This is a genomic window from Caulobacter soli (assembly GCF_011045195.1).
In the GTDB taxonomy this organism is placed as follows: Bacteria; Pseudomonadota; Alphaproteobacteria; order Caulobacterales; family Caulobacteraceae; genus Caulobacter; species Caulobacter soli.
This window is the reverse complement of record NZ_CP049199.1, coordinates 1739845-1764520: the sequence shown is the minus strand read 5'-3', so window position 1 is coordinate 1764520 and position 24676 is coordinate 1739845. Positions and strand designations below refer to the sequence as shown.

The 24676-nt window shown below is 68.7% G+C and carries 27 protein-coding genes and 2 pseudogenes; 6 read left to right on the top strand and 23 right to left on the bottom strand.

Annotated features, from left to right (window positions below):
- Positions 1-2 precede the first annotated feature (2 nt).
- From G3M62_RS08600 to crcB, 4 genes are read right to left on the bottom strand one after another with little or no spacing between them, the layout of a single operon-like run.
- Positions 3-209, bottom strand: coding sequence for a hypothetical protein (locus tag G3M62_RS08600; RefSeq protein ID WP_165186238.1), 207 nt, complete (start codon positions 207-209; stop codon positions 3-5).
- 53 nt (positions 210-262) lie between these two features.
- Positions 263-1453, bottom strand: a complete 1191-nt coding sequence (locus G3M62_RS08595) for a 2OG-Fe(II) oxygenase family protein (protein ID WP_165186236.1) — start codon at positions 1451-1453, stop codon at positions 263-265.
- A 9-nt stretch (positions 1454-1462) separates the two neighbouring features.
- Entirely contained in the window at positions 1463-2452 is a 990-nt protein-coding gene (locus G3M62_RS08590; protein ID WP_165186234.1) for an RluA family pseudouridine synthase, read from the bottom strand.
- Entirely contained in the window at positions 2449-2835 is a 387-nt protein-coding gene (gene crcB / locus G3M62_RS08585) for a fluoride efflux transporter CrcB (protein ID WP_165186232.1), read from the bottom strand. Before crcB ends, G3M62_RS08590 begins: the two co-directional genes overlap by 4 nt.
- 112 nt (positions 2836-2947) lie before the next feature.
- Here crcB and G3M62_RS08580 point away from each other — a divergent pair, with 112 nt between their 5' ends.
- Together G3M62_RS08580 and G3M62_RS08575 are read left to right on the top strand one after the other, a co-directional pair.
- The gene (locus G3M62_RS08580; RefSeq protein ID WP_165186231.1) at positions 2948-4105 is read left to right on the top strand and encodes an energy transducer TonB; all 1158 of its coding nucleotides are present in this window, start codon (positions 2948-2950) and stop codon (positions 4103-4105) included.
- Positions 4106-4236: 131 nt separating this feature from the next.
- On the top strand, positions 4237-5478 hold the full coding sequence (locus tag G3M62_RS08575) for a hypothetical protein (protein ID WP_165186229.1): 1242 nt from the start codon (positions 4237-4239) through the stop codon (positions 5476-5478).
- A 6-nt stretch (positions 5479-5484) separates the two neighbouring features.
- On the opposite strand, the gene G3M62_RS08570 is transcribed toward G3M62_RS08575, so the two are convergent.
- The 10 genes from G3M62_RS08570 to G3M62_RS08525 form a co-directional block, all read right to left on the bottom strand.
- Positions 5485-5994 carry a CC0125/CC1285 family lipoprotein gene (locus G3M62_RS08570; protein WP_165186228.1) on the bottom strand — a complete coding sequence of 170 codons (510 nt, stop codon included), beginning with the start codon at positions 5992-5994 and terminating at the stop codon, positions 5485-5487.
- Positions 5995-6014: 20 nt separating this feature from the next.
- Positions 6015-6845, bottom strand: coding sequence for an RluA family pseudouridine synthase (locus G3M62_RS08565; protein WP_165186226.1), 831 nt, complete (start codon positions 6843-6845; stop codon positions 6015-6017).
- The gene (locus G3M62_RS08560; RefSeq protein WP_165186225.1) at positions 6842-7618 is read right to left on the bottom strand and encodes a hypothetical protein; all 777 of its coding nucleotides are present in this window, start codon (positions 7616-7618) and stop codon (positions 6842-6844) included. The genes G3M62_RS08565 and G3M62_RS08560 overlap by 4 nt, the downstream gene beginning before the upstream one ends.
- Positions 7615-8916, bottom strand: a complete 1302-nt coding sequence (locus G3M62_RS08555; RefSeq protein ID WP_165186223.1) for a replication-associated recombination protein A — start codon at positions 8914-8916, stop codon at positions 7615-7617. The genes G3M62_RS08560 and G3M62_RS08555 overlap by 4 nt, the downstream gene beginning before the upstream one ends.
- 97 nt (positions 8917-9013) lie before the next feature.
- Positions 9014-10435, bottom strand: coding sequence for a DegQ family serine endoprotease (locus tag G3M62_RS08550; RefSeq protein ID WP_165186221.1), 1422 nt, complete (start codon positions 10433-10435; stop codon positions 9014-9016).
- An 84-nt stretch (positions 10436-10519) separates the two neighbouring features.
- Complete coding sequence (locus tag G3M62_RS08545) at positions 10520-11767, bottom strand: TCR/Tet family MFS transporter (RefSeq protein ID WP_165186220.1); 1248 nt, start codon at positions 11765-11767, stop codon at positions 10520-10522.
- Complete coding sequence (locus G3M62_RS08540; RefSeq protein WP_165186218.1) at positions 11764-12282, bottom strand: SRPBCC domain-containing protein; 519 nt, start codon at positions 12280-12282, stop codon at positions 11764-11766. Before G3M62_RS08540 ends, G3M62_RS08545 begins: the two co-directional genes overlap by 4 nt.
- Positions 12279-12608: an ArsR/SmtB family transcription factor gene (locus G3M62_RS08535; RefSeq protein WP_165186216.1), complete on the bottom strand. Its 330-nt coding sequence runs from the start codon at positions 12606-12608 to the stop codon at positions 12279-12281. Before G3M62_RS08535 ends, G3M62_RS08540 begins: the two co-directional genes overlap by 4 nt.
- On the bottom strand, positions 12605-12964 hold the full coding sequence (locus G3M62_RS08530; RefSeq protein ID WP_165186215.1) for an MmcQ/YjbR family DNA-binding protein: 360 nt from the start codon (positions 12962-12964) through the stop codon (positions 12605-12607). The genes G3M62_RS08535 and G3M62_RS08530 overlap by 4 nt, the downstream gene beginning before the upstream one ends.
- Positions 12961-13413 (bottom strand): VOC family protein, encoded by a 453-nt coding sequence (locus G3M62_RS08525; RefSeq protein WP_165186213.1) that lies wholly within the window; start codon positions 13411-13413, stop codon positions 12961-12963. The genes G3M62_RS08530 and G3M62_RS08525 overlap by 4 nt, the downstream gene beginning before the upstream one ends.
- Positions 13414-13556: 143 nt before the next feature.
- Between G3M62_RS08525 and G3M62_RS08520 the strand changes: the two genes are divergently transcribed.
- Positions 13557-14027 (top strand): nuclear transport factor 2 family protein, encoded by a 471-nt coding sequence (locus G3M62_RS08520; RefSeq protein WP_205691962.1) that lies wholly within the window; start codon positions 13557-13559, stop codon positions 14025-14027.
- Positions 14028-14029: 2 nt separating this feature from the next.
- The gene (locus G3M62_RS08515) at positions 14030-14599 is read left to right on the top strand and encodes a TetR/AcrR family transcriptional regulator (RefSeq protein ID WP_165186211.1); all 570 of its coding nucleotides are present in this window, start codon (positions 14030-14032) and stop codon (positions 14597-14599) included.
- Here the strand turns inward: G3M62_RS08515 and G3M62_RS08510 are convergent.
- Positions 14596-15843, bottom strand: coding sequence for an alkaline phosphatase family protein (locus G3M62_RS08510; RefSeq protein ID WP_165186210.1), 1248 nt, complete (start codon positions 15841-15843; stop codon positions 14596-14598). The two genes, G3M62_RS08515 and G3M62_RS08510, sit on opposite strands and share 4 nt — an antisense overlap.
- Positions 15844-16001: 158 nt before the next feature.
- Between G3M62_RS08510 and G3M62_RS08505 the strand changes: the two genes are divergently transcribed.
- Positions 16002-16922, top strand: coding sequence for an ABC transporter ATP-binding protein (locus tag G3M62_RS08505; RefSeq protein WP_165186208.1), 921 nt, complete (start codon positions 16002-16004; stop codon positions 16920-16922).
- On the top strand, positions 16912-17730 hold the full coding sequence (locus G3M62_RS08500; RefSeq protein ID WP_165186207.1) for an ABC transporter permease: 819 nt from the start codon (positions 16912-16914) through the stop codon (positions 17728-17730). The genes G3M62_RS08505 and G3M62_RS08500 overlap by 11 nt, the downstream gene beginning before the upstream one ends.
- A 3-nt stretch (positions 17731-17733) precedes the next feature.
- Here G3M62_RS08500 and G3M62_RS26920 read toward each other — a convergent pair.
- The 8 genes and pseudogenes from G3M62_RS26920 to secY all read right to left on the bottom strand — a co-directional run.
- Positions 17734-18279: pseudogene (locus G3M62_RS26920) on the bottom strand (methyl-accepting chemotaxis protein); the annotation flags it as partial.
- 501 nt (positions 18280-18780) lie between these two features.
- A pseudogene (locus G3M62_RS26915) lies at positions 18781-18921 on the bottom strand (HAMP domain-containing protein); the annotation flags it as partial.
- A gap of 781 nt (positions 18922-19702) precedes the next feature.
- Positions 19703-20116, bottom strand: coding sequence for a 50S ribosomal protein L17 (gene rplQ / locus G3M62_RS08490; protein WP_165186204.1), 414 nt, complete (start codon positions 20114-20116; stop codon positions 19703-19705).
- A 190-nt stretch (positions 20117-20306) separates the two neighbouring features.
- Positions 20307-21323, bottom strand: a complete 1017-nt coding sequence (locus tag G3M62_RS08485; RefSeq protein ID WP_056724706.1) for a DNA-directed RNA polymerase subunit alpha — start codon at positions 21321-21323, stop codon at positions 20307-20309.
- Between the two features lie 75 nt (positions 21324-21398).
- Positions 21399-21788 carry a 30S ribosomal protein S11 gene (gene rpsK, locus G3M62_RS08480; protein WP_018112960.1) on the bottom strand — a complete coding sequence of 130 codons (390 nt, stop codon included), beginning with the start codon at positions 21786-21788 and terminating at the stop codon, positions 21399-21401.
- A 12-nt stretch (positions 21789-21800) separates the two neighbouring features.
- Positions 21801-22169 (bottom strand): 30S ribosomal protein S13, encoded by a 369-nt coding sequence (gene rpsM / locus G3M62_RS08475; protein WP_062145564.1) that lies wholly within the window; start codon positions 22167-22169, stop codon positions 21801-21803.
- A gap of 174 nt (positions 22170-22343) precedes the next feature.
- Positions 22344-22913 (bottom strand): adenylate kinase, encoded by a 570-nt coding sequence (locus G3M62_RS08470; RefSeq protein ID WP_165186202.1) that lies wholly within the window; start codon positions 22911-22913, stop codon positions 22344-22346.
- 142 nt (positions 22914-23055) lie between these two features.
- Positions 23056-24414, bottom strand: coding sequence for a preprotein translocase subunit SecY (gene secY / locus G3M62_RS08465; RefSeq protein ID WP_165186200.1), 1359 nt, complete (start codon positions 24412-24414; stop codon positions 23056-23058).
- Positions 24415-24676 lie beyond the last annotated feature (262 nt).

Genomic DNA, 24676 nt, shown 5'->3' with positions numbered 1-24676 from the left:
GCCTACCCCGCCGCGTTCAGCTTCTTCTCGACGGCCGCGACCAGTTCCTTGACGTCCTGATGCTTGCCGTTCTTGAAGGCGATGCGCGTGCCGACCGTCAGCGGTCCCGCCAGTGGGCCGTCGGGCGGAACCGGCGTCAGGCTCAGAACCTCGGCCGTGTTGATCGAGACGGGCGTACCGTCCGGCCGTGTGAAGGTCGCGAAGGCCATGGGAAACACCCCTCAAGATTGAGGAAAAACCATCTCACAGCCCAAGAGCGCGCTCAAGCGCTGGGAACGAGGTCGAAGGCGATGGTCAGGCGACGCGGCCCGGTCATGAACGGCGCGGTGCCGTGCCACATGTACGACGGAAACAGCACCAGCCGCCCCGGCTCGGGCCGCTGGAACCGCTCGGCTTCCAGGCGCGGCTGGGTCGGCAGGCCCGGCTGGCCGAACCTCAGCCATCCCGCGTGGTCCTCGTCCCCGACCGACGCCTCGATGTGGCAGGCCGAGGACAGCCATCCCTCGGCATGGATGTGGTCGATATGGAAACCGCCCGGCCGCAGGTTCACCGACCAGGCCCCGACGATGCGATAGCCGGATCGCTTGCGCCGCCGCACGGGATCCTCGCCCTGCCCCAGCCCGTCCAGATAGGCGCGGATCGGCGCGTCGACGGCGCGGAAGAAGGCCTGGATGGCGGGATCGGGATCGCGCAGCAGGTCGTGGCGGGTCTGGGTGCCCAGGCGCACCGACTGGCCGATCGGGTCGGTCTCGCGCGCGTGCAGGCGATCCAGGGCGGCGACGAGGTCCCGCAGATAGGACGGCAGGTCGTTCCAACCGGGCGGAACCGCGATCGGGCCGCCGCCGACGAAGGCGTCGTAGTCGTAGAGGGCCCAATAGCGCGGATCGCCGGTCAGGCGCCAGGCCGTGGCGGCCAGGGCCAGGACGCCCTGGTCGTCCGGGACCTTGGCCAGCACATCCTCGATCACCGGCGCGGCCTGCTCGGCCTGACCGTTCGCCAGCAGCGCCTCGGCCAGCACGCAGGCGGCGCGCAGGTCGCCGGGCAAGGCGGCGGCCGCGCGCCGGGCGTGAGCCACGGCCGTCGCTGGATCATGAGCGACCGCCGCGCGGCTGGCCTCCATCAGAACACGCGGATCGCCCCCGGCCGGAGTGGCGCATAGGGCTTCGTAGGCCGTATGGGACAGGTCCGAGCGCCCCACCGCGCCCAGCAGCCGCGCCCGGGTCACCCGCAGGCCCAGGGCGTGGGGCAAGGCCTCGACCGCGGCGTCGAGCTCGGCCATGGCCTGGCCCGCGTCGCTGGTGCGGGTCCAGATCAGCTGCACCAAGTCGCGGTGCGCCTCCAGATGATCGGGCTGTCGGCGCACGGCGGCGCGCAGCACGGCCTCCGCCTGTTCCGCCAGGCCGCGACGCCGCAGGTCCCGAGCCTGGACAATCGGCGCGGTGTCTGGAGCCATGGCCGCGTCCTAGCGTCGCTTGGTCTGCCGCCGGGCGAACGGGTCGTACTCGGCCTCGTCCTCGGAGAAGCCGAACTTGGCGAAACCGGCCTTCATCTCGGGGCTGAGCGGCGCCTGGATGGCCAGGGTGCCCACCGACGGGTGCGGCAGGATGATCGAGCGGGCGTGCAGTTGCAGCTTCAGCCCCTCCGACAGTTGGGCGGCCTTGTCGTCGCTGTACTTGGGGTCGCCCAGGATCGGGTGACCGATGGCCTTCATGTGGGCGCGCAGCTGGTGGGTGCGGCCGGTGTGCGGACGCAGCGCCATCCAGGTGACGCGCGGACCGGCGCGGCTGATCGAAACGAACTCGGTCTCGGCCGGCTGGCCGTCCGGATCCTTGGGCTCGGCCGGCACCACCAGCTCGCGGTCCCCAACCCCGCGCTTGGCGAGATGCAGCTCGATCACGCCTTCGGTCGGGTGCGGATTGCCGGCGACGATCGCCCAATAGGTCTTCTGCGCCTTGCGCTTGGCGAACGAACCAGACAGGCGAGCGGCGGCGGCCGGTGTCTTGCCCAGCAACAGCACGCCGGAGGTGTCGCGGTCCAGGCGGTGCACCAGCTTGGGCCGGTTGACGCCCTCGCCCCAGGCGCTGAGCAGCTTGTCGATATGGTGGGTGGTCTTGGTGCCGCCCTGCACGGCCAGGCCGGCCGGCTTGTTCAGCGCCAGGACTTCCTCGTCCTCGTACAGCACCAGCGACTTGGCGAAGGCGATGTCGCGAGGGCTCAGCTTGCCCTTGTCGGTCGGATCGGGGGCGTCGGGCAGCGGCGGCACCCGGATCTGGCTGCCGGCCGCCAGCTTGGTGTCGGCCTTGGCGCGCGAGCCGTCGACCCGCACCTGGCCCGAGCGGAACAGCTTGTTGAGCTGGATGTGGTTCAGGTGGGGCCAACGGCGCTTGAACCAGCGGTCCAGACGGACCCCGTCCTCGCCCGCGTCCACATAGATCGTCCGAACTTCTTTCATGCCGCGAAAATCCTGCGGGCGATCAAGAGGCCCGCGAAAAGGGCCGCCACGGACAGGATCACGCTGGCGGACGTATAGGTAAAGGCCTGGGCGTAGGCGCGCTTCTCGATCATCAGCGCGGTCTCCAGCGAAAAGGCCGAAAAGGTGGTGAAGCCGCCCATGACGCCGACACCGAGCAGGACTCGCCATTGCTCTTGTTGCGCGCCGCCCCGCAGGGCCAGCCAGGCGGCCAGCAACCCCATGAGCAGCCCGCCTGTCAGGTTGACGACGAAGGTGCCGTAGGGCCAGTTCGATCCGAACAGGCGCGAGGCCTGAACGCCCACCAGATAGCGGGCGACGGAGCCAAGAGCGCCTCCGGCGGCCACGAGGAGGAGTTTGATCATCGCGCCCTTATGCGCCGGGCGGCCGCGAACGCCAAGTCGCGCGGGTGAGAGCGCCGGCGATTGTCACCTCACGTAACCTTAGGTAGCATCCGTAAATCTCATGAGGATCCCCATGCTGCTGCGCGCGACCGTCCTGAGCCTGCTGATCGCCTCCCCCGTGTTCGCCGCCGTTTCGACGTCGCCGCCGGCCAGTGGCGCGCCATCCCTGGACCTCATTGTCTTCGCCCCACCGCCGCGCGAAGCGACTTGCGCCGGCGGGCGCGCCACGCCCGTGCTCGAAGCGGCGGCGCTGCATCCCAGGGCCGTCCCGACCGCGTCGACCATCGCCCCTGTGATCGCAAGCCTGGCCCCGTCCGAAGAGACCGTCGTCACCGCCAAGGCCTCCAAGGATGACGTCCTGACCTTCGCGATCGACGCCGACGGTCGTCCGACCGATATCCGCAAGGTCGGGCCCGGACGCTCGAGCGACGCCTCCGATCCCTCGATCGCGGCCCTGGCCAGCTGGCGGTTCGCCTCGGGCGCGCCGGCTTCTGGCTGCCAGGTCGCCCTGACGTCGCAGCGCGTTCCGCTGGTCCAGGCCCGTCGCGCCGACCTGCTGGAGTTGATCGCGTTCGAGCGCCGCAACACGCCGCCGGCGGTGCGCGAGGCGGTGTCAAAGGTCGGCGATTGCGGCCTGGCGCCGCGTCGACTTCCCAAGACGATCGCCTATCCGGACCTGCGCCGCTTCAACGACCGCGACCTGAACCCGGCCTGGGCGGCCGTGACCTACGACATCGACGCCGACGGCGCGCCGCGCGATGTCCGCGTCGAGACCCAGAGCGGCGATCCCGCCCTGGCCGACGCCGCCGCGGCGGCCATCGCCGGCAGCCGCTTCCAGCCGGGCAAGCCGGTCAAGGCCTGTTACGGAACCTTCGCCGCCACCCCGCGCGACACCCCCGCCCCGCCGCGCCCGACGCTCACCAGCTTCGAGCGTCCCGGCGACAAGTGCGACGTGACCAAGGCGGCCCTGAACCTGCCCGCCGCCAAGAACTATCCGCGCGCCTACGCCGCCCGGAAAGTCGCCGGCTGGGCCTATCTGCGCTTCGACGTGGCGCCGTGGGGCCAGGTCGGCAATGTCGAGGTTCTGGCGTCCGAACCCAGCGCCGCGTTCGGCGAAGCGGCTCGAGGTCTGCTGTGGAGCGCGCATCCCGCCGCGCCGGCGGAGGGCTATCGCGGCTGCATCGTCCCCGTCGTTTACGCCATTCCGGACCCGGAGCCGATTTTCGACTGAGGAAAGAGCCCGTGAAACGTGCATTTTAACGTTTAAGCGCGTTACGGTAACCTCGTTTGAAAACCGTGTTCCTGCACCGCGCGTTAAGGCTGTAAAGGCATTCTATGGGCTCCTCCCGCTCCAAGGCCGCCATGCCCTTCGATTCGAGCCACAGCGACGACCGAAACGAGCACCTGGCTCTGAGCGGACCCGTGCTCCAACGCCTGGCGGGGTCGGAGCTGATCGCTCGCGGGTCGGTCAACGTCATCAGCGTCAAGCCGATCCGCCGTTGGGCCGGTGACTGGTGGGACAAGAAGCGCGTCGACGTCTGGACCTATGTCGAACGCAAGCTGGCCGAGCATCTGGACCGCAGCGACCTGCGCGCCCGGATCGGCGAAGACGACTTCCTGATCGCCATGAACAACGACCAGGGCCTCGCCGCCCAGGCCACCAGCGTGCGCATCCTGGAAGACGTGCTGACCCATCTGCTGGGCGCGGCCGAGCCCACCGACCTGGGCGTGCGCGCCGTGATCGGCGTCGAGGCCGGCGGTGTCGTCTGCCGTCCTGTCGACGCGGCCGTGATCCTGGCCGCCCGCGCCCGTCGCGATTCGACTCGCTCGCCCATCCGCTTTGACATCGATCCGCTGGAAGAGACCCGGCGCACGCCCGTGGCCTTCACCACGGCCGGCGGCGCGGCTCTGCGCGTCGACTTCACGCTCGAGCACATGATCAGCCTCAAGCGCAACGTGGCCACGGCCGTGCGCATCGAGCCGGTGGTCACCCACCTGGGCTCGGGCAAGCAGATCAGCGCTCGCGCCGTTTCGCGCCTGCCCGACCGCGACGCCGCCTTCATCGACGAAGCGGCCCTGAAATACGCCACGGTCTTCGCCCGCTCGTCGCAGGGTCACGACCGTCCCGACCTGATCGTGCCGGCCTCGTTCCGCACCTTGGGCACCCAGCGCGGCCGCGACATGCTGACCGGCACCACGGGCCTGTCCCTGGCCCTGCTGCGCGGTGGCGTGATGGTGGAGCTGGTCGACGTCACGCGCGGCACCCCCGCCGGCCGTTTGCTGGAAGTGGTCGGACTGCTCAAGGCCCTGACGCGCGGCGTCATCGCCCGCGTGCCGCCCGAGAAGGAAGCGCTGCGCGTGCTGCGCGACGCCCGCCTGCAGGGCCTGACCCTGGACGCCAGCGACCTGATGGGTCCGGCCGAGAAGATCGCCGCCGACATCATGGCCTTTGGCCGCGACGCCAAGGGCCTGGCTCCGATGGTCGCCCTGCAAGGCCTGCCGGCCGAGGGCTACTTCGCCGCCGCCGAAACCGCTGGCTTGACCCACGCGGCGCTTCGCGCCTCGCATCCGATCTCGGCGACGACCAAGAAGGCGGTCGGCTAGGCCGATCTAAACCGCCGCGCGGCCCTGCCCCACGGTGCGGACGATGGCGCGGGCGTCGTAGACGTCGGCGTCACGGGGCGGCTGGCCCTTGCCGAACACCACCTCCATCGAGCTGCTCACCGCCGGCCCCGGGCCGAGGTTGAAGCTGGTGCCAACGCCCAGCCCCACCGAACTGCCGCCGCGCCGACCGTAGTCGTAGCTGCTGGAACCGCCGCCGATCGACAGGGTCGAGCCGCTGTTCGATCCGGTCTGCTGGGTCATCCGATCGGCCACCCGGAACCAGTCGTAGCCGTCGCGCAGGGCCAGCTCGGCCGAGCGCAACAGGGCGTAGTCCGAGACCTGGTTGACCGGCGCGCCGGGATTGCCCTGGAAGGTGACGCGGTAGCGACCGGCCTCCAGGCGATATTCGGTATAGCCGGCCCCGCGCGGCGCGGTCTGCGGCGCGTACAGCGTCGGCGACGTGGCGCAGGCGCTCAAAAGGGCGGCGGAAAAGGCGAGTACGATCAGGCGTTTCATGGCGAAATCTCCTGCCAGGCTTAACGAACGTCGGGGCGTCCCCGTTCCGACGCGGCCTGTTCCGGAACGGCAAGGCCCAGCTTAGTCAGAACCGTGCGCATGTCGTCCGGAATCGGCGCGCTGATCCGCCGCTCGCCGCCCTCGGGATGCGGGAAGACCAGGCTGGCGGCGTGCAGCATCAGGCGCGGCACGGGCGCCCCGCCCAGCATCAGCGCCCCGCCATAGCGGCTATCGCCGGCGATCGGTCGCCCGATCGAGGCCATGTGGACCCGCAGCTGGTGCATGCGACCCGTGTCGGGGCTCAGCTCGACCAAGGCCGCGCCGTCGACGGCGGCCAGGGTGCGATAACGGCTGCGGGCGGTCTCGGCGTCGGGATGATCGGCCGCGCAGACCCGCATATAGGCCTCGCGCCCGATCGACTCGCGGCGCAATGGGCTGTCGATCTGCCCCCCGCGCGGCTCGGGCGCGCCCGGCGTGACGATCGCCAGATAGGTCTTGCGGAACCGCTTGCCCATCAGGGCCTTGCCCAGGAAGGTCGCCGCCGGCTTTGTGCGCGCGGTCAGGATCACGCCCGAGGTGTCGCGGTCCAAGCGGTGGATAAGGCGCGGTCGCGGCCGGTCACGACGAGCCAGCGCCCACAGCAGGTCGTCCAGCGTATGGGCCTGGATGCGCCCGCCCTGGCTGGACAGGCCCGCAGGCTTGTTGAGCACGAAGACGCTGTCGTCCTCGTGGATCACCAGCGACTTGGTGAATTCGATCTCTTCCAGGGTCAGGGTGACCGGCGTGTCCGACGCCTTGGGTTTGGCGACGCCAGGCGGACGCCTGTTTGGCTTGCCGGGGAGACGGTTCACGACGCGGCTTCCTCTTTTGGCGCGATCCACAACGCCCGGCCATTCAGGAACAGCCACAACAGCATCAGCCCGGCCGGCGCCAAGGCCCAGCCCCCGCGCGAGGCGAAGCTGGTCAGCAGGAACGCCGCGAAGGCCAGGGGCAGAGCGTAGATCGCGTTGGCGAGGATCGCCGGCCAATGCGGCGGCCGGGTGAAGACCAACAGCGGCCCGCTCGACCGGCGGCGGAAGACCAGCGGCGGCAAGACCAGCAGCAAGGTAACGGTCGCGATCGGGATCATCGCCACCAGCGCCCCGGCCAGCGGGATCTCCAGCGCGTCGGACCATTCGGGCAGTTGTTCGCGATAGAACCGGTGCAGCGGGTCGGCGGCCAGCCCCGCCAGGGTCTCCGCCAGCGCCAGCACGGTCACGCCGAGAACGACCAGCGCGCTCCTCTGCGTGCGCAGCAGCTGCGCACCGAACCGCAGGGCCAGGCCCGCGACGATCGCCGCGCAGAGCCCCAGGCTGAAGCAGGCATAGGCCACGTCGGCGTACAGCCACTTGTGGGTCGCGTACTGGGTCTGCAACGCCGCGAACCGGACCGTGGCGCGCTTGAAGGTCTCGGCGTCGGGCTGGCCGAAATAGAGCGTAGCGCGCAGGCGCTGCAGGGCGGCGAAATAGGCGTTGGAGTCGGTGTGCCAGGGCGTGACGGCGGCCAGCCACAGCAGCACCGCGCCCGCCAGCAGCAGGATCAGGGCGATCGCGGCGGTCAAACGGACCGCGGGGGTAAGCTTCACTTGCCGTCTCTCCGCAGGCGGTTCCAGGCGTCCAGCCGTTCCTTGACCTTGGCCTCGGCGCCGATCGGCTTGGGCTCGTACAAGGTCGGGCGCTCTATGCCGTCCGGGAAATAGTTCTGACCCGACACCCCGCCCTCGACGTCGTGGTCATAGGCGTAGCCGTCGCCATAGCCCAGGGTCTTCATCAGCTTGGTCGGGGCGTTGAGGATGTGGGCCGGCGGCATCAGGCTGCCGGTCTCCTTGGCCAGGCGCCGGGCGGCCTTGTAGGCGTTGTAGACGGCGTTGGACTTGGGCGCGCTGGCCATGTGGACCACGGCCTGGGCCAGGGCCAGTTCGCCCTCGGGCGATCCCAGGAAGTCGTAGGCGTCCTTGGCGGCCGTGGTCAGCAGCAGGCTCAGGGGGTCGGCGGCGCCGATGTCCTCGGACGCCATGCGCACCAGCCGGCGGGCGATGAACAGCGGGTCCTCGCCGCCCTCCAGCATCCGCGCCAGCCAGTAGAGCGCCGCGTCCGGATCGCTGCCGCGCACCGACTTATGCAGCGCCGAGATCAGGTTGTAGTGCTCCTCCCGGTTCTTGTCGTAGGCCGGGCGGCGCTTCTGCAGGAACTGGGTCAGCTGGGTCGTGTTGAGCGGCGTGTCCGTGCCGATCGACAGCAGGGTCTCGGTCAGGGTCAGCAGGTAACGGCCGTCGCCGTCGGCCATGGCCACCAGCGTCGAGCGGGCCTCGGGATCCAGCGGTAGCTTGCGGTTCTCGGCCGTCTCGGCCTTGACCAGCAGGGCCTCCAGGGCCTCCTCGTCCAGCCGCTTGAGCACGAAGACTTGGCAGCGCGACAGCAGAGCGCCGTTCAGCTCGAACGACGGGTTCTCGGTGGTCGCCCCGACCAGCGTGACGATCCCCTCCTCCACGAACGGCAGGAAACCGTCCTGCTGGGCGCGGTTGAAGCGATGGATCTCGTCGACGAACAGCAGGGTCGACTGGCCGGCCGAGCGGCGTACGCGCGCCTGCTCGAAGGCCTTCTTCAAGTCGGCGACGCCCGAGAACACCGCCGAGATCTGCTGAAACTCGTAACCGCCGGCCTTGGCCAGCAGGCGGGCGATGGTGGTCTTGCCGGTGCCGGGCGGTCCCCACAGGATCATCGAGGCCAGGCGATGGGCGGCGGCCATCCGGCCGATGGGGCCTTCGGGGCCCAGCAGGTGCTCCTGGCCCACCACCTCTTCGAGTGTCTGGGGACGCAGGCGGTCGGCCAGCGGGCTGGGCGCGTGAGGCGTCAGGCCGGCGGCTTGGAAAAGATCGGACATTTCGTCCTTCTAGCAGAACGGAACGGGGACACACACTCGCTCGACCGCTTTTACGATCCTGGCGAAGCCTTGCCGCGAGCGTATGTCCCCTGACGTTCTAGGCCCGAAGCCGCGCCGTGATCCGCTGGCCGTTGCGGTCGATGGTCACGGTCCAGGTCGCCGCGGCTGTGTTCGACGCCGCCGCCAGGTCGGCGGTGGTGTTGATCGTCTTGCCGTTGACCTCGCGGATGAAGTCGCCGGGACGCAGGCCGGCGTTCAGCGCGAAGCCCTGGCCGATCTTGGTGACCAGCACGCCGCGACCGGCGAACGGGTCGACGCCCAGCTCCTGGGCCACGGCGGGCGACAGGTTGACCACGGTGGCGCCGTCGAACGGGTTGCGGCCTTTCAGAACGCGCTCGTCCTTGGCCGGAGTCTCGGGCGCGGCCTCGGCGCGCAGGGTCAGGGTCTGTTCCTTGCCGTTGCGGTTGATCAGCACCGAGACCCGATCGCCGACCTTGTGGGTGCCGATGGCGAAGGCGCCGCCGCCCTCGTCATTCACCGCCTGGCCGTCGATGGACAGGATCACGTCGCCGTCGCGGACGCCGGCGCGCTCGGCCGAACCGCCGGGATAGACATCGGAGATCACCACGCCGCGCGGCGCGGCCAGGCCCAGGCTCTTGGCGATGTCGCCGGTCACCGGCTGGCCCTTCACGCCCAGCCACGGGCGCACCACGCTGTGGCCGCCGCCGAGGGCGGTGTTGACCACCTGGCGCACGACCGAGGCCGGGATCGCGAAGCCGACACCGGCCGACGATCCCGAACGCGAGATGATGAAGGTGTTGATGCCGATCAGGTCGCCGTCCATGTCGACCAGCGGACCGCCGGAATTGCCCGGATTGATCGCCGCGTCGGTCTGGATGTAGCTGCCGAACTCGGCCGCCCCGACATCGGTGCGGGCCAGGGCCGAGACGATGCCGTTGGTCACGGTCTGGCCGACGCCGAACGGGTTGCCCAGGGCCAGGACCAGGTCGCCGACCTCCAGCTGCTCCTGGTCGTCGATGGCGATCACCGGCAGGCGCTCGCCCTTGGTGTCGATCTTCAGCACCGCCAGGTCCGAGCGCGGGTCGTCGAGCAGCACCGTGGCCGGGAATTCCCGGCGGTCGGCCAATTGGACGGTGACGTCGCTCATGCCCTCGATGTTGTGGTGGTTGGTGATGATCACCCCGTCGGCGCGCACGATGGCGCCGGAGCCCAGCGAGCCCTGCACCTGGTCGCGGGTGGCCCCGCCGCCACCGCCCATGAAGAAGTCCCAGAACGGATCGACGCGCTGGCGCACCACCCGCTTGCTGGCGACGTTGACGATGGCCGGGGCGGTCTTCTTCACCACCGGCGAGAACGAGGCCTTCATCGACATCGGGTCGGTCGGGACGCGACGGGTCGGCTGGGCCAGGTCCGGAATCGTCTGGGCCTTCGACGGCCCTTGCGGCGAGCAGGCGGCCATCAGGACCAGGGCGGGAAGCACGACGCGATAGGACCGCATGGGGATTAGGCGACTCCGTGAATGTCAGGGCGCGAGATCAGCCGAGCTTTCGGGCGCATTGATGGCGGCCAAGGTCAAAGACGGTCAAGCGACGCTCGGTTCCGCCGCCACCGGCCGCGCCACGCGGATGGCCAGCACGGTGGCGCCCAGCAGCAAGACGGCGGCGATCAGGGCCGGCAGGCCGGGCAGATGCACGGTGGCGTCATGGCGCACCGCCCAGGAGAACGGCAGCAGGTACAGCGACGGCCCGACAATGGCGGTGATCCCCATCATCGCCGAATTGGCCCCCTGCAACTGCCCCTGCTCCCACGGCTCGACGCGGCGGGTCATCAGACCTTGGAGACCCGGCTGGATCAGGCCCGAGAAGGCGAAGATCGGCAGGCCGCACAGATAGAGCGCCCCGGTCGGCGCCAGGCCGTAGATCATGAAGCCGACGCAGCCCGAGAACAGGCCGATCAGCAGCGCCCCGCGCTCGCCCACCCGCTTGACGACCGGCCCGACCACGAAGGTCTGCAGCAGGATGCCGGCCACGCCGCTGCCCATCAGGGTCAGGCCGATCACCGCCGTCGACCAGTGGTAGCGGAAGCCCATGTACAGCACGAAGACGCTGGGCAGCACATTGTGCGCCAGCTGGAACAGGAAGCCGACGCCGGCCAGGCCCAGCAGGTCGGGCTTGCTCTTGAGCAGCTTCAGCGAGCCCAGCGGATTGGCCTTGCTCCAGTCGAAGCGCGTGACGCGCTTCTCGGGCGGCAGGGATTCCGGCAGCACGAAGAAGCCGTACAGCCAGTTGCACAGGGCCAGGCCCGCGCAGACCAGGAACGGCAGCCGGTGGTCAAACTGCCACAGCCAGCCACCCAGGGCCGGGCCGAAGGTGAAGCCCACCCCGAACGCCGCGCCCATCAGGCCAAAGCCCTTGGCCCGCTCCTCGGGCTTGGTGACGTCGGCCACATAGGCGCCCGCGGTCGAGAAGCTGGCGGCGGTCATGCCGTTGAACACCCGGCCGACGAACAGCCACCAGATGGTCGGCGCGAAGGCCATGAACAGGAAGTCGACGCCCAGGCCGAAGATCGAGGTCAGGATCACCGGCCGGCGACCCCAGCGGTCGGACATCAGGCCCAGGATCGGCGCGCAGAAGAACTGCATCACGCCCCAGGTGGTGGCGAACAGCACCACCCACAGGGCGGTCGAGGCGGTGTCGCCGCCGTTGAAGCGCTTCATCAGCTCGGGCAGCACCGGGATCATCACGCCCAGCGACAGCACGTCCATGCAGGCGGTGATGAAGATGAAGCCGAGCGCGGCCTGCCGGTGTGTTCGGCCGATGGTCCTGGTCATGCGTCGCCCTCCCTGGCGCGTTCTTTTACGTCCATAGCCGCCCGGCTGGCGAGGCTTGTCAGCAGCGCGCGCCACCACTCGGCGTGACGCTGCAGGAACACCGCGTCCGGGAAGTGGTGGCGGGCCACGTGCTCGGTCGGCACGGTGTTCCAGCCGCGATGCTCGACGGTGACCCGCGTCTCGTCCCCGACCGGCTCGAAGCGGACCTCGACCTCGGTGTCCATGTCGGGGGCGAAGCTGGCCTGTCGCCAGCCGAACACCAGCCGCTGGCCGGGGTCCCAGACGCGGACAGGACCGATCTCGAACACCTTGCCCGACGGCAGGCGCTCGACCAACCGACCGCCCTCCCCCGCGCCTTCGCCCGTCCCTTCAAACGCCAGCACGCCGGGCGAGCGCGGCGTGAACGAGAACAGGGCGTTGGGCTTCCACCACGCGCCGATGTCGGCGGTGAACACCTCGAACACCCGCAGGGGCGAAGCCTTGATGCGCAGGGCGACCAGGACCTTGGAGCTCACGCGCCCGGTTCCTCGATATGGGCCTTCAGCGCCAACAGTTGGTCGCTCCACAGACCTTCGGCCGCCTCGGCCCAGGCCTTGAGCTCGGCCATCGGCGCGGGGCGCAGGGCGTAGACCCGCACCCGGGCGTCGAACGGCGGGTGGGTTTCCTCGACCAGGCCGGCGTGGCGCAGGGCGCGCAGGTGGCGGCTCATGGCCGGAGCCGACAGACCGGCGGCCTGGGCCAGCTCGCCCGCTCGACGCGGTCCCTGGCGCAACAGGTCGACTGTCGCCCGCCGATGCGGGTCGGCCAAGGCCGCCAGGGTCGCGTCGAGCGAGGCGCTCATGATGAGGCCGCCGGGGTTCGGCCAGCTTCGAGCAAGGCGACTTGCCGCCTGTTGGCCTTCAGTCGCCAGGCCGCCTCCAGCGCCCCGCGCAGGGTGGGCTCGTCGGCCTCGGCCAACACGACCAGGGTCGCGCCCTTCAGGCCCCACGCGCCAGGCACGGGCCTGAAGACCCGAGGCTCGACCCCGACGACGATGTCCTGATGCTCACGCGTCAGCTGCACCATGCCGAAGCCGGCGTTCGGATAGCCCAGGGTGGCGAAAATCCGCCCCACCCGGAAATCGACCGTGCCCATGTGCGAACTTTCGACGGCCTCGGGCAGCGCCAGGGCCAGGCGGCGGAAATCGTCTGGAGTCACGCCCAACCCTTCACGACCTTCAGGCCGGACTCCGCCTCGGCCTCTTCCACGCTCACCGTCCGGATCGGCGCGCCCACGGTCCAGAAATGGCCCTCCAGGTCGCGGCAACGATAGGTGCGGTCACCGTAGAACTGGTCGGCCGGCTCCATCAGGATTTCGGCCCCGGCCGCCCGCGCCCGCTCGCAATGGGCGTCGATGTCGCCTTCCAGGTGGATGTGGACGCTCTGGGTGTTGAACCCGTCGATCGAGGCCGGGCTCTTGTGCCTGTCGGTCCACTCGTTGCCGATCATCACCAGGCTGTCGCCGAACTGCATCTCCGAATGGGCCAGATTGCCGTCGTTGTCCTCGATCAGCATCACCAGATCGAAGCCGAACGCCGCCTCCAGGAATTTCAGCGCCGCCTTGGGGTCGCGATAGCAGAGGGCCGAGGTCAGGGCCGTGCATTTCATGGCCAAGCTCCATTTCGAATATCCGCAATATTTAACGCATATCGAAACTATCCAGGCAAGAGCTCGGATTGACGCACCTCTCACCACACTGTACCGATCGGTACAATTGTACCAATCAGTACAAACCTTCAGGAGAAGCCTCGATGTCCGTGACCCGCCCCCCGCTTCCGCCATTCACGCCGGAGACCGCCGCCGCAAAGGTCCGGGCCGCCGAGGATGGCTGGAACAGTCGCGACGCCCGAAAGGTCGCCCTGGCCTATACGGAGGACACCCGCTGGCGAAACCGCGCCGAATTCGCCGACGGCCGCGCGGCGGCCGAGGCCCTCCTGATCCGCAAGTGGAACAAGGAGCTCGAATACCGCCTGATCAAGGAGCTGTGGGCCTTCACCTGCGACCGGATTTCGGTGCGCTTTCGCTACGAATATCGCGACGACTCGCATCAATGGTACGTGGCGTATGGCAACGAGCAGTGGGAGTTCGAGGCCGACGGCCTGATGCGACGGCGCGAGGCCAGCATCAATGAGCATCCGATCAGCGAGGACCAGCGCCGCTACTTCTGGCCGCTGGGGCCGCGCCCGGCCGATCATCCGGGCCTGACCGAAATGGGGCTTTAGGCATGGCCAGAGGCGTCGGCGAACGCGCCGAGGTGGTTCCGCTGTTGGCGGAGGCGTTCCGCGAACACGGCTTCGAGGGCGCCAGCCTGTCGGTGATCAGCCAGCGCACCGGCCTGGGCAAGGGCAGCCTCTACAATTTCTTCCCTGGCGGGAAGGCGGAGATGGGAGCCGCCGTCCTGGCCCAGATCGACGCCTGGTTCGAGACGGAGGTGTTCGCGCCGTTGCGCGCGGACGGAGAGTTTCAGGCGACGATCGGCGCCATGCGTCGGGCGGTCGACGACTATTTCCGGTCCGGCAGACGCATCTGCCTGGTCGGAGCCTTCGCCCTGGACAATGTGCGCGAACGCTTTCCAGGCCAGATTCCCGATTATTTCACCGCCTGGCGCGACGCCCTGGCCGTAACGCTGGAGCGCGGCGGCCTGCCCGCCGCGCCGGCGCGGGACGCGGCCGAAGACGCTCTGATCCAGATCCAGGGCGCGCTCGTCCTGAGTCGCGCGCTGGACGACCCTGCCGTCTTCGCCAAGGCGCTCGACCGGATGGAGACACGGCTGGCGGCGGTGATCGCGACCTAGCGCAGCGCCGGCTTCAGCGGCCCGAACGCGCCGTCGCCCTTGTCCCCCTTCACGCCGATCAGACGGGTCAGCAGCGGATAGACGTCGACATTGTCGAACACCGGCAGCACCACGCCCGACCGGAAGGCTGGGCCATGGGCCACGAACACCGCCCGCATGGTGGGATCGGATGGGTCGTAGCCGTGGGCCCCGCCGTCACGCGGATGCTCGGCCAGGCGTTTCTTCAGGGCGGCGGCGGTGACGAAGTACCACCCCCGCTCGGCCAGGCACACGATCGGCGGCACGCGCGGATTGGTCCCATAGCCATAGCGGGCCGGAATCTTGCCCTTGCGCCAGCAGGTCAGGTGCGGATGGGGCTTGAGCATCGCCGCATCGACCCCGGCCTCGAAGCCCGGCAAGGCCCGCACGCCGACGATCGAGCCGGTGCTGACGAACTTGGCCTTGGCCGGATCGACCAAGGTCGAGACGTCGACCAGGCCGCTCAACGGCTGGGGCGCCATGCCGTGGTCGGCGACGATGATGATGTTGGTGGTCTCGTAGAGCCCCCTCGCCTTCAGCCCCGCCACCAGCCGGGCGATGGCGGCGTCGGCCTCGGCGGCGGCGACGTTCACCTCCGGCGAGTCCGGCCCATAGTGATGGCCTTGAGTGTCGGTGCGGTCGAAATAGAGGGTGGCGAAGCCCAGCGGCGGATCCTTGGCGTCGATCCACGACAGCACGGTGTCGACGCGGTCGTCGTAGGACAGGTTCTGGTCGTACAGCTTCCAATGGCTGGGCCGCACACCGTCGATTTCCGCTTCCGAGCCCGGCCAGAACAGCGTGCCGGCGTGAACGCCCTGCTGCTCGGCGCTGACCCAGATCGGCTTGGCCTCGTCCCACCAGCGCCCGTCGCCGACCGCCGCGTGGTTCGACATGCTGAAATTGACGTCCGGGATCTCGGCGTCTTCCAGCGTATTGTTGACCATCCCGTGGTGATCAGGCCGCTTGCCGGTCACCAGCGTGTAGTGGTTCGGATAGGTCAGCGACGGGAACGACGGCCGCATGGCCCCGCGCGCGCCGTCGGCGGCCAGGGCGCCGAGAGTCGGGGTCACCCCCCGATCCAGATAGTCGGGCCGGAAGCCGTCCAGCGAGATCAGGATCGTCAGGGCCGACTTCGCCGGCGGCGCGGCTCGCGCCGACAGTGGGCCGGCCCAGGCGCCCAGCGTCATCACCACGATCAACGCCAGCCAGCGGCACACAGCGACCATCACGCACCTCGTACTCGAACGCTTCGCCTATAGCCCAGCCTCATGACGGATCGCCACGCATGACCGCGACTTAACTTGGCGGGACTCGGCCGCGCGGCCATAGTCCCCGGATCTTTCAGGGAGTCGCCCCGCATGACCGCCGCCGGAACCCGTTCCGCATGAGTTTCGCCCTGGAGGCCGACAGCCTCGTCAAGACCTATGGCGCGGTGCGCGCCCTGGACGGTCTATCGCTGCGCATCCCGGCCGGCGGCGTGTTCGGCGTGCTGGGTCCCAACGGCGCGGGCAAGAGCACCCTGTTCCGTATCGCCTTGGGCCTGGTGCGGCCCACCAGCGGGACCGCGCGGCTGTTCGGCGCTCCGGCCGGCCAGGCCACGTCCCTGCGGCGGGTCGGGGCGATGATCGAGACTCCGCGCTATCCGCCCTATCTGACCGCCCGTGACGTGCTGAAGATGCTGGCCATGGAAAGCGGCGCGACGGGCTCGGCCGACATCGACTACTGGCTGGAGCGCGTGGGCCTGGGCGGCGCGGCCGATCGCAAGGCCGGCACCTTCTCGGTGGGCATGAAGCAGCGCCTGGGCCTGGCCGCGGCCTTCTTCACCCGCCCCGAGCTGGTGATCCTGGACGAGCCGACCAGCGGCATGGATCCGGCCGGCATCCAGGAAATCCGCGCCCTGATCCGTGACCTGGCCAACAAGGAAGGCGTGACCATCATCCTGGCCAGCCACCAGTTGGACGAGGTTCGCCGGGTCTGCGACCGGGTGGCGATCTTCTCCAAGGGCAAGCTGGCCGCCGAGGGCGAGGTCGAGGCCCTGACCGGCGGCAAGCCACGCCTGCGCCTGACCGTCTCGCCGGTCGACAAGGCCCTGGCGGTGCTGGGCGACAAGGGCGAGCCCGACGGTCCGAACGCCGTCTTGGCCGACGTGCTGCGCGCCGAGACGCCCGCCCTGATCCGCGCCCTGGTCGAGGCCGGAGTCGAGATCACCGAGGCCCGCTGGCGCGAGGGCGATCTGGAAAGCGCCTATCTGGGCGCGCTCGAGCCGACCGACCGAAAGAATGGGGACCTCGCCGATGCTCGCTGACGCCATCGCCGCCGAGCGCTTCCGCCTGTCCCGCGACCGGGTCTCCCTGTTCTGGGGCTTCGGCTTCATGCCCCTGGTCGCCATGCTGTTCAGCATGGCCGGCGACCTGTTCGTCCATGTCGTGCTGCGCAAGGGCATGCCGGGTGGAACAACTGTCGACCTGGCCAACCGGGCCATGGGCGCGGTGGCCGGCGTTTCGGGACCGATCACCGCCCTGTTCCTGCTGATCGGAGCGGCCGCGATCTTCGCCGGCGACTATCGCTGGGAAACCTGGCGCCTGGTCACGCCACGCAACAGCCGCGTCAACCTGCTGGCCGCCAAGCTGATCGTCTTCGCCGAGGCCGCCGCCTGGAGCCTGCTGCTGACCGCCGTCACCGCCGTCCTGGCTGGACTGTTCGGTGGCGCCATCGACCATGCGACCTTGGTCAGCCCTTCGGCCGGACCAGCCTTCCTGGGCCAGTATGCCGGGGTGACGTTGGTGACGTGGCTCGAGGTGCTGCTGATCGGCGCCCTGGCGGCCCTGATCGGCGTGCTGACCCGCTCGACCCTGGGCGCGGTGATCGCCGGCCTGGTGGTGGTGTTCCTGCAATCGACGCTGGCCGCCACCCTGCAGGCCTCCACCTGGAAGAGCCTGCTGGTGCCCGCCTATGCCGGCCGCGTCCTGAAGACCTTCGTCGCCTCGTCCGCCGACGCGCGGCCCGAGGCTGGCCCAGCTGGTCTGGCGCTGGTGTTCCTGCTGGCCTGGCTGGTGCTGCTGGGCGGCGGCGCGGTGGCGCTGTTCCGCCGCCAGGACCTGACCAAGGAATAGACCCTAGGCCGCCGCCCAGGCGCTCTGGTCGCTCGAAACCTGGAAGTGCTCGACCTGGGCCTCCAGGCGCACGGCGTCGTCGGCCAGGCCTCGGCTGGCGGCGGTGGCCTGCTCGGCCATGGCGGCGTTCTGCTGGATGACCTGATCCATCTGGCCGACCGCCAGGTCGACCTCGGCCAGGCCCGCCGCCTGCTCGCGGCTGGACTGGGCGATCTGTTCCATCAGCCCGCCGATCACCCCGACCCGCTCGACGATGTCGCCCAGCGCCGCGCCGGCCTCGCCGACCAGGGTCACGCCCGAGCGGACATGGTCGGACGACTCCGTGATCAGGCCCTTGATCTCCTTGGCGGCCTCGGCCGAGCGTTGAGCCAGGGCCCGCACCTCCTGGGCGACGACAGCGAAGCCTCGGCCCGCGTCACCGGCCCGCGCGGCCTCGACACCCGCGTTCAGGGCCAACAGATTGGTCTGGAAGGCGATCTCGTCGATGACGCCCAGGATCTGCGAGACCTTGGCCGAGGAGCTTTCGATCTGGCTCATGGCCTCGGCCGCGCGGCCCACCACCTGGCTGGAACGGTCGGCGACCGTGCGGCTGTCGATCACGGCGGTATTGGCCTCGTCCGCGCCCTGGGCGGTGCGCCTGACGCTGGCGCTGACCTCGCCCAAGGCCACGGCCGTCTCGGCCAGGCTGGCGGCCTGACGCTCGGTGCGGGCCGACAGGTCCTCGATCGCGCCGCTGATCTCGCGCGCCCCGGCCCGCAGGCCGCCCGCGCCCTCGATCACCTCGCCCAGCGCCGCCTCCAGCCCGGCGATCGCCCGATTGAAGTCACCACGCAGGCCTTCGTACGCCTGAGGGAAAGCCGTCTCCAGCCGCGCCGTCAGGTCGCCGGCCTTCAGTCGGGCCACCGCCGCGCCCAGGGCCTCGACCACCTGCAGCCGACCAGCTTCCTCGGACCGCCGCTCGGCGTCGTGCCGAGCCTTGGCGGACTCGGTCTGGTCGCGCTCGGCCGCGATGCGGTCCTCGGCCGCCTGCCGCGCGACGATCGCCTCGCGGAACACGGCCACCGAATTGGCCATCTCGCCGATCTCGTCCTGACGCCCGGCGAAGGGCACGGCGCGATCGTAGTCGCCGGCCGCCAGCCGCCCCATGAAGCCGGTCATGGCCTGGATCGGCCGCACGATGCGGCGGCCCATCAGCACGATCCCGCCGACGACCACCAGCAGCATCAGGAGCCCGGCCCCGGCCAGCAGGGCGAAGGCCAGACGGGTCTGGCCCGCCGCGCGCGCCTCGACCGCGGCGGCGTCGTGATTGGCCATCACCACGACCTTGTCGATCACGGCGCGATGGGCCTCGTAGGCGGCGTCGGCCCGGGCCAGGCCCTGACGGGCGCGTTCCAGGTCGCCGGCCCGGACGGCGGGCAAGATCTCCCGGTCGATCTCGTTCCAGAATTCCAGGGCGGGCGCGGCCGACTGGTCGACGAGCATGTCGCGCATGCCCGGATCGATGGGCGCGGTCTTCCAGTAGGCGCGACGGGTGTCGTAGTCCTTGCGCAGCGCCGCCAGCTTGTCGGCGGCCGCGTCGACGGTCTCGGGATGGGCCACCAGCTTGGTCGCCACCAGGTCGGCCTCGACCACATACAGCGGCGGCGGCAGGATGTCGGCGACGATGTCCTTGTTGTCGACGATCTGGCGGAACAGCGGCCCGCCCACGCGCAGACCCTCGATCGCGAACAGGGCCACTCCGCCGGCCAGGATCACCCCTGCCGCGAGCGCGCCGCCGAAGCCGCGCATGACGCCGGAGATCTTCATCTCCATCCCTCCCCAGGGTTCTTGAGGGCGAAGGATGCTGCGGCGAGGTGAACAAAACCTCTACCGGGGCGACAGCGTGAACTGATGCAACCTGTCGCAGGCGCCCGAGCGCAAAAAAGGCCCCGGATCGCTCCGGGGCCTTTTCCGTCAGCCGAGGCTGAAAATCTTAGTCTTCCGAGTCGGCCGAGTAGACCGGGCCGGAGTCCTTGCCCTTGGCCGAGACGTCGCGGTCGACGAACTCAATGACGGCCAGCGGGGCGTTGTCGCCGTAGCGGAAGCCGGCCTTCAGGACGCGGATGTAGCCGCCCTGACGATCCTTGTAGCGGGGACCGATGGTGGCGAACAGCTTGCCGACTTGCTCGACGTCGCGGACGGTCGAGATGGCCTGACGACGCGCGTGCAGGTCGCCGCGCTTGGCCAGGGTGACCAGCTTTTCGACGAAGGGACGCAGTTCCTTGGCCTTGGGCAGGGTGGTGACGATCTGCTCGTGCTTGATCAGCGAGGCCGACATGTTGGCGAACATGGCGGTGCGGTGAGCGGACGTACGACCGAGTTTACGGTGAGCCTTACCGTGACGCATTGTAATGTCTCCTGGGCCGTGGCCCGCTGAAGCGCGAAGAAGAAGCGCTGATTGTCACCAATCCCAGCGGCGTCCCTGCCGGGTTCAGAACGAAGCGCCGGGGCCCTCCACCGCTGTTGCGGCTTCAAAAGGCCCAGGCCGCTCCTCGAAAGGAACGGCCCGGATTAAGCGCGGTACTCGATATACTCTCTTAGATCTGGTCTTCGAACTTCTTGGCCAGGTCTTCGATGTTTTCGGGCGGCCAGTTCGGCACGTCCATGCCCAGGTGCAGACCCATGCCGGCCAGCACTTCCTTGATTTCGTTCAAGGACTTGCGGCCGAAGTTCGGGGTGCGCAGCATCTCGGCTTCGGTCTTCTGGATCAGGTCGCCGATGTAGACGATGTTGTCGTTCTTCAGGCAGTTGGCCGAGCGGACCGACAGTTCCAGTTCGTCCACCTTCTTCAGCAGGGCCGGGTTGAACGGCAGTTCCGGCTTGGCCTCGTCGGCGGTCTTGGCCTTGGGCTCTTCGAAGGTGATGAAGATCTGCAGCTGGTCTTGCAGGATGCGGGCGGCGTAGGCCACCGCGTCCACCGGCGTAACCGCGCCGTTGGTTTCCACTTCCAGGATCAGCTTGTCATAGTCCAGCGACTGGCCTTGACGGGTCGGCTCGACGCGATAGGCGACGCGCTTGACCGGCGAGTACAGGGCGTCGACGGCGATCAGGCCGATCGGCGCGTCTTCCGGACGGTTCTTGTCGGCCGGGACGTAGCCCTTGCCGGTGTTGACCGTGAACTCCATGCGCACCGAAGCGCCGTCGTCCAGCGTGCAGAGCACGTGGTCGGGGTTCAGGATCTCGATGTCCGAAGGCGTTTCGATCTGACCGGCGGTCACCGGGCCGGGGCCCGTGGCGCGCAGGGTCATGCGCTTGGGGCCTTCGGCGTGCATGCGCACGGCCAGTTGCTTGATGTTCAGAACGATGTCGACGACGTCTTCGCGGACGCCTTCGAGCGAGGAGAATTCGTGTACGACGCCATCGATCTGGATGGCGGTGACGGCGGCGCCCTGAAGCGAGGAGAGCAGGACGCGGCGGAGAGCGTTGCCGAGCGTCACACCGAAGCCGCGTTCGAGCGGCTCAGCCACGATGCGAGCCTTGCGGGTCGCGTCGGCGCCAGTCTCGATTTGCGGCTTCTCAGGACGGATCAGCTCGTTCCAGTTTCTTTCGATCACGTGGTCGATCCCTTGAACGCGGCTCGCCGGCCGCGAATCTCGCAGCCGGCGATGGAGAATTGGGTAGTAAAAGTACTAGACGCGACGACGCTTGGGCGGACGGCAGCCGTTGTGCGGGATCGGCGTGACGTCGCGGATCGTCGTGATGGTCATGCCGGCGGCCTGAAGGGCGCGCAGGGCCGACTCACGGCCCGAACCCGGACCCGACACGTTGACCTCGAGGGTCTTCACACCGTGCTCGGCGGCCTTCTTGCCAGCGTCTTCCGCAGCCATCTGAGCGGCGTACGGGGTCGACTTGCGCGAGCCCTTGAAGCCCATCATGCCGGCGCTCGACCAGGAGATGGTGTTCCCCTGAGCGTCGGTGATGGTGATCATGGTGTTGTTGAACGAGGCGTTCACGTGCGCCACGCCCGAGGTGATGTTCTTACGTTCGCGCTTTTTAACGCGAGCCGGTTCCTTGGCCATCGTCAGGCTACCTTATTTCTTCTTGCCGGCGATCGGCTTGGCCGGACCCTTGCGGGTGCGAGCGTTCGTGTGCGTGCGCTGACCGCGGACCGGCAGGCCCTTACGGTGACGCAGGCCGCGATAGCAGGCCAGGTCCATCAGGCGCTTGATGTTCATCGAGTTTTCGCGGCGCAGGTCGCCTTCGACGGTGAAGTCCTTGTCGATCGTTTCACGGATCTGCAGAACTTCGGCGTCGGTCAGCTGATTGACCCGGCGAGTGTCGTCGATGCCCACCTTCGTGACGATGTCACGAGCGGACTTCTGGCCAATGCCATGAATGTACTGAAGCGCGATCAAAACGCGCTTGTTCGTCGGGATGTTGACGCCTGCGATACGGGCCACGTCTAATGTTCTCCTAGTCACGCACTAAAGACGCGAACGGCGCGCCCGGCCCGGTCTTTCGACCCAGTCCGGCGCGCACAGATCGCGCCCTTTCGCGGAAGCGCCCCGTTATAGGGATAGTTGCGCATCCGTCAATGGCGGAATCCGCTCAAACGAGAGGATTCCAACGAAGTCTTAAGCCACGACCGAGAGCGCGGCGTCGATGGAGGCGGCGACGGCGTCCACCGAAGCCATGCCGTCAAGTTCCGTGAGCTTGCCCTGGTCCCGATAGTAAGGGAGGAGCGGCGCGGTCTGGGCGTTGTAGGTCGCCAGGCGCGTGACGAAGACTTCCGGATTGTCGTCGGGGCGGCCCTGCTCGGCGAATCGCTTGGTGATCCGTTCGATCAGAGCCGGCTCGTCTACCTTGAGTCGGAGAACCGAGTCGATCTTCTGACCCCGCTTGGCCAGGATGGCGTCCAGCGCCTGGGCCTGGGGCACGGTGCGTGGGAAACCGTCGAAGATGGCCCCGCCGGCGGCTTCCGCCTCGGGCAGCCGCTCTTCGATCAGGGCGATGACGATCTCGTCGGTGACCAGCTCGCCGCGATCCAGGACGCCCTTGACCCTCGTCCCCAGCTCCGAGCCCGAGGCGATGGCGGCGCGCAGCATGTCGCCGGTCGACAGCTGGACCATGCCCCGCTGCTCGACCAGGCGCTTGGCCTGGGTGCCCTTGCCCGCCGCCGGCGGCCCGAACAGGATCAAGTTCATCAATGCGCTTCCTGCGTTTCCACGGGTCTGTCGCCCGTGTCCGCCCAGACCTAGAGTGGGTTCGATAAAAACGGAAGCCGGTTTGTGACAAACCGGCTTCCGCATTTGACCTTCGCGGTCCCGCGATGTTTCGGAGCGGAGCCTAGCGGCCCTTGCCGCCCCGCAGCTTGGACTTCTTGATCAGGCCCTCATACTGGTGCGCCAGCAGGTGGGACTGGATCTGGGCGACCGTGTCCATGGTCACGGTCACGACGATCAGGATCGAGGTGCCGCCCAGGGTGAACTTGGTCGGGCCCATGCTGCTCATCAGCAGTTCCGGCAGGATGCAGACGGCGGTGATGTAGGCCGCGCCGATCACGGTCAGGCGGGTCAGGACGTAGTCCAGATATTCCGCCGTCCGCTTGCCCGGGCGGATGCCCGGCATGAAGCCGCCATACTTACGCAGGTTCTCCGCCGTCTCGTCGGGATTGAACACGACCGAGGTGTAGAAGAACGAGAAGAAGATGATCAGGGCCGCGTACAGCACCATGAACAGCGGCTGACCATGCTGCAGGGCGCCGACCGCGGTCGGCAGCCATTGCAGCCAGTTGGGCAAGGTGGCCGTGGCCAGGAAGCCCATGGCGGTCGTCGGCAGCAGCAGCAGGCTGGAGGCGAAGATCGGCGGGATGACGCCGGCGGTGTTCAGCTTCAGCGGGATGAACGAGGTGTCGCCGCCGATCATCCGGTTGCCTTGCTGGCGCTTGGGATAGTGCACCAGCAGGCGGCGCTGCGAGCGCTCGACGAAGACGATGGCGAAGATCACGGCCACGGCCAGGACGGCCACCGCGAACAGGGCGAAGCCCGACATCGCGCCGGTCTGCACCTGAGTGAACATCCGCACCACGCCCAGCGGCAGGGCCGAGACGATGCCGGTAAAGATGATCAGCGAAACGCCGTTGCCCACGCCGCGGCTGGTGATCTGCTCGCCCAGCCACATCAGGAACAGGGTGCCGCCCGTCAGGGCCACGACGGTCGAGGCGATGAAGAAGGCCGGGGCGATGCCGCCGACCACCATGTTGGCCTGGCTCTGCAGGCCCACGGCGATCGAGAACGACTGCACCACGGCCAACACGACCGCCAGGTAGCGGGTGTACTGGTTCAGGGTCTTGCGGCCGGCCTCGCCGCCTTCCTTCTTCAGCTTTTCCCACGGCGGATACACCGAGCCCATCAGCTGCACGATGATCGAGGCGCTGATGTAGGGCATCACGTTCAGCGAGAAGACGGCCATGCGCTGCACGGCGCCGCCCGAGAACATGTTGAACATGCCCAGGATGCCCTTCGACTGCTGCGAGAACGCGGCGGCGAAGGCTTCCGGATTGATCCCCGGGATCGGCACATAGGTGCCGAGCCGGTAGACGATCAGGGCGATGAGCGTGAACCAGATGCGCTTGTGAAGTTCGGTGGCCTTCTGGAAGGACCCGAAGTTCATATTGGCTGCGAGTTGTTCGGCGGCCGAGGCCATTCAAATCCCCACGTCGAGAGCGCGCGCCGCATCCGCGGTCAGGTCGCGCTCCAAGCATTAAGCCGGGCCAGGTCCAGGCGGCGATGAATCGCCGGGGCCGGACAAGGCCCGAGTACGGAGCCGTACATAGGTGAGGCTCGCCGCGATGTCACGGCGAGCCTCGATATTCTGTCATCCCGGCGGGAAACTGCGGCCTGGGCGGGTCTCCCCTGCCCTCTTCGCGATCCCGGCGCCGGCCCCAAAACCAGGGCCGTCGCGCGGG

Coding starts and splice junctions, on each gene's coding strand:
- G3M62_RS08600 (WP_165186238.1), bottom strand. CDS start 209: ATGGCCTTCGCGACCTTCACACGGCCGGACGGTACGCCCGTCTCGATC.
- G3M62_RS08595 (WP_165186236.1), bottom strand. CDS start 1,453: ATGGCTCCAGACACCGCGCCGATTGTCCAGGCTCGGGACCTGCGGCGT.
- G3M62_RS08590 (WP_165186234.1), bottom strand. CDS start 2,452: ATGAAAGAAGTTCGGACGATCTATGTGGACGCGGGCGAGGACGGGGTC.
- crcB (WP_165186232.1), bottom strand. CDS start 2,835: ATGATCAAACTCCTCCTCGTGGCCGCCGGAGGCGCTCTTGGCTCCGTC.
- G3M62_RS08580 (WP_165186231.1), top strand. CDS start 2,948: ATGCTGCTGCGCGCGACCGTCCTGAGCCTGCTGATCGCCTCCCCCGTG.
- G3M62_RS08575 (WP_165186229.1), top strand. CDS start 4,237: ATGCCCTTCGATTCGAGCCACAGCGACGACCGAAACGAGCACCTGGCT.
- G3M62_RS08570 (WP_165186228.1), bottom strand. CDS start 5,994: ATGAAACGCCTGATCGTACTCGCCTTTTCCGCCGCCCTTTTGAGCGCC.
- G3M62_RS08555 (WP_165186223.1), bottom strand. CDS start 8,916: ATGTCCGATCTTTTCCAAGCCGCCGGCCTGACGCCTCACGCGCCCAGC.
- G3M62_RS08550 (WP_165186221.1), bottom strand. CDS start 10,435: ATGCGGTCCTATCGCGTCGTGCTTCCCGCCCTGGTCCTGATGGCCGCC.
- G3M62_RS08545 (WP_165186220.1), bottom strand. CDS start 11,767: ATGACCAGGACCATCGGCCGAACACACCGGCAGGCCGCGCTCGGCTTC.
- G3M62_RS08535 (WP_165186216.1), bottom strand. CDS start 12,608: ATGAGCGCCTCGCTCGACGCGACCCTGGCGGCCTTGGCCGACCCGCAT.
- G3M62_RS08525 (WP_165186213.1), bottom strand. CDS start 13,413: ATGAAATGCACGGCCCTGACCTCGGCCCTCTGCTATCGCGACCCCAAG.
- G3M62_RS08520 (WP_205691962.1), top strand. CDS start 13,557: ATGTCCGTGACCCGCCCCCCGCTTCCGCCATTCACGCCGGAGACCGCC.
- G3M62_RS08515 (WP_165186211.1), top strand. CDS start 14,030: ATGGCCAGAGGCGTCGGCGAACGCGCCGAGGTGGTTCCGCTGTTGGCG.
- G3M62_RS08510 (WP_165186210.1), bottom strand. CDS start 15,843: ATGGTCGCTGTGTGCCGCTGGCTGGCGTTGATCGTGGTGATGACGCTG.
- G3M62_RS08505 (WP_165186208.1), top strand. CDS start 16,002: ATGAGTTTCGCCCTGGAGGCCGACAGCCTCGTCAAGACCTATGGCGCG.
- G3M62_RS08500 (WP_165186207.1), top strand. CDS start 16,912: ATGCTCGCTGACGCCATCGCCGCCGAGCGCTTCCGCCTGTCCCGCGAC.
- rplQ (WP_165186204.1), bottom strand. CDS start 20,116: ATGCGTCACGGTAAGGCTCACCGTAAACTCGGTCGTACGTCCGCTCAC.
- rpsK (WP_018112960.1), bottom strand. CDS start 21,788: ATGGCCAAGGAACCGGCTCGCGTTAAAAAGCGCGAACGTAAGAACATC.
- G3M62_RS08470 (WP_165186202.1), bottom strand. CDS start 22,913: ATGAACTTGATCCTGTTCGGGCCGCCGGCGGCGGGCAAGGGCACCCAG.
- secY (WP_165186200.1), bottom strand. CDS start 24,414: ATGGCCTCGGCCGCCGAACAACTCGCAGCCAATATGAACTTCGGGTCC.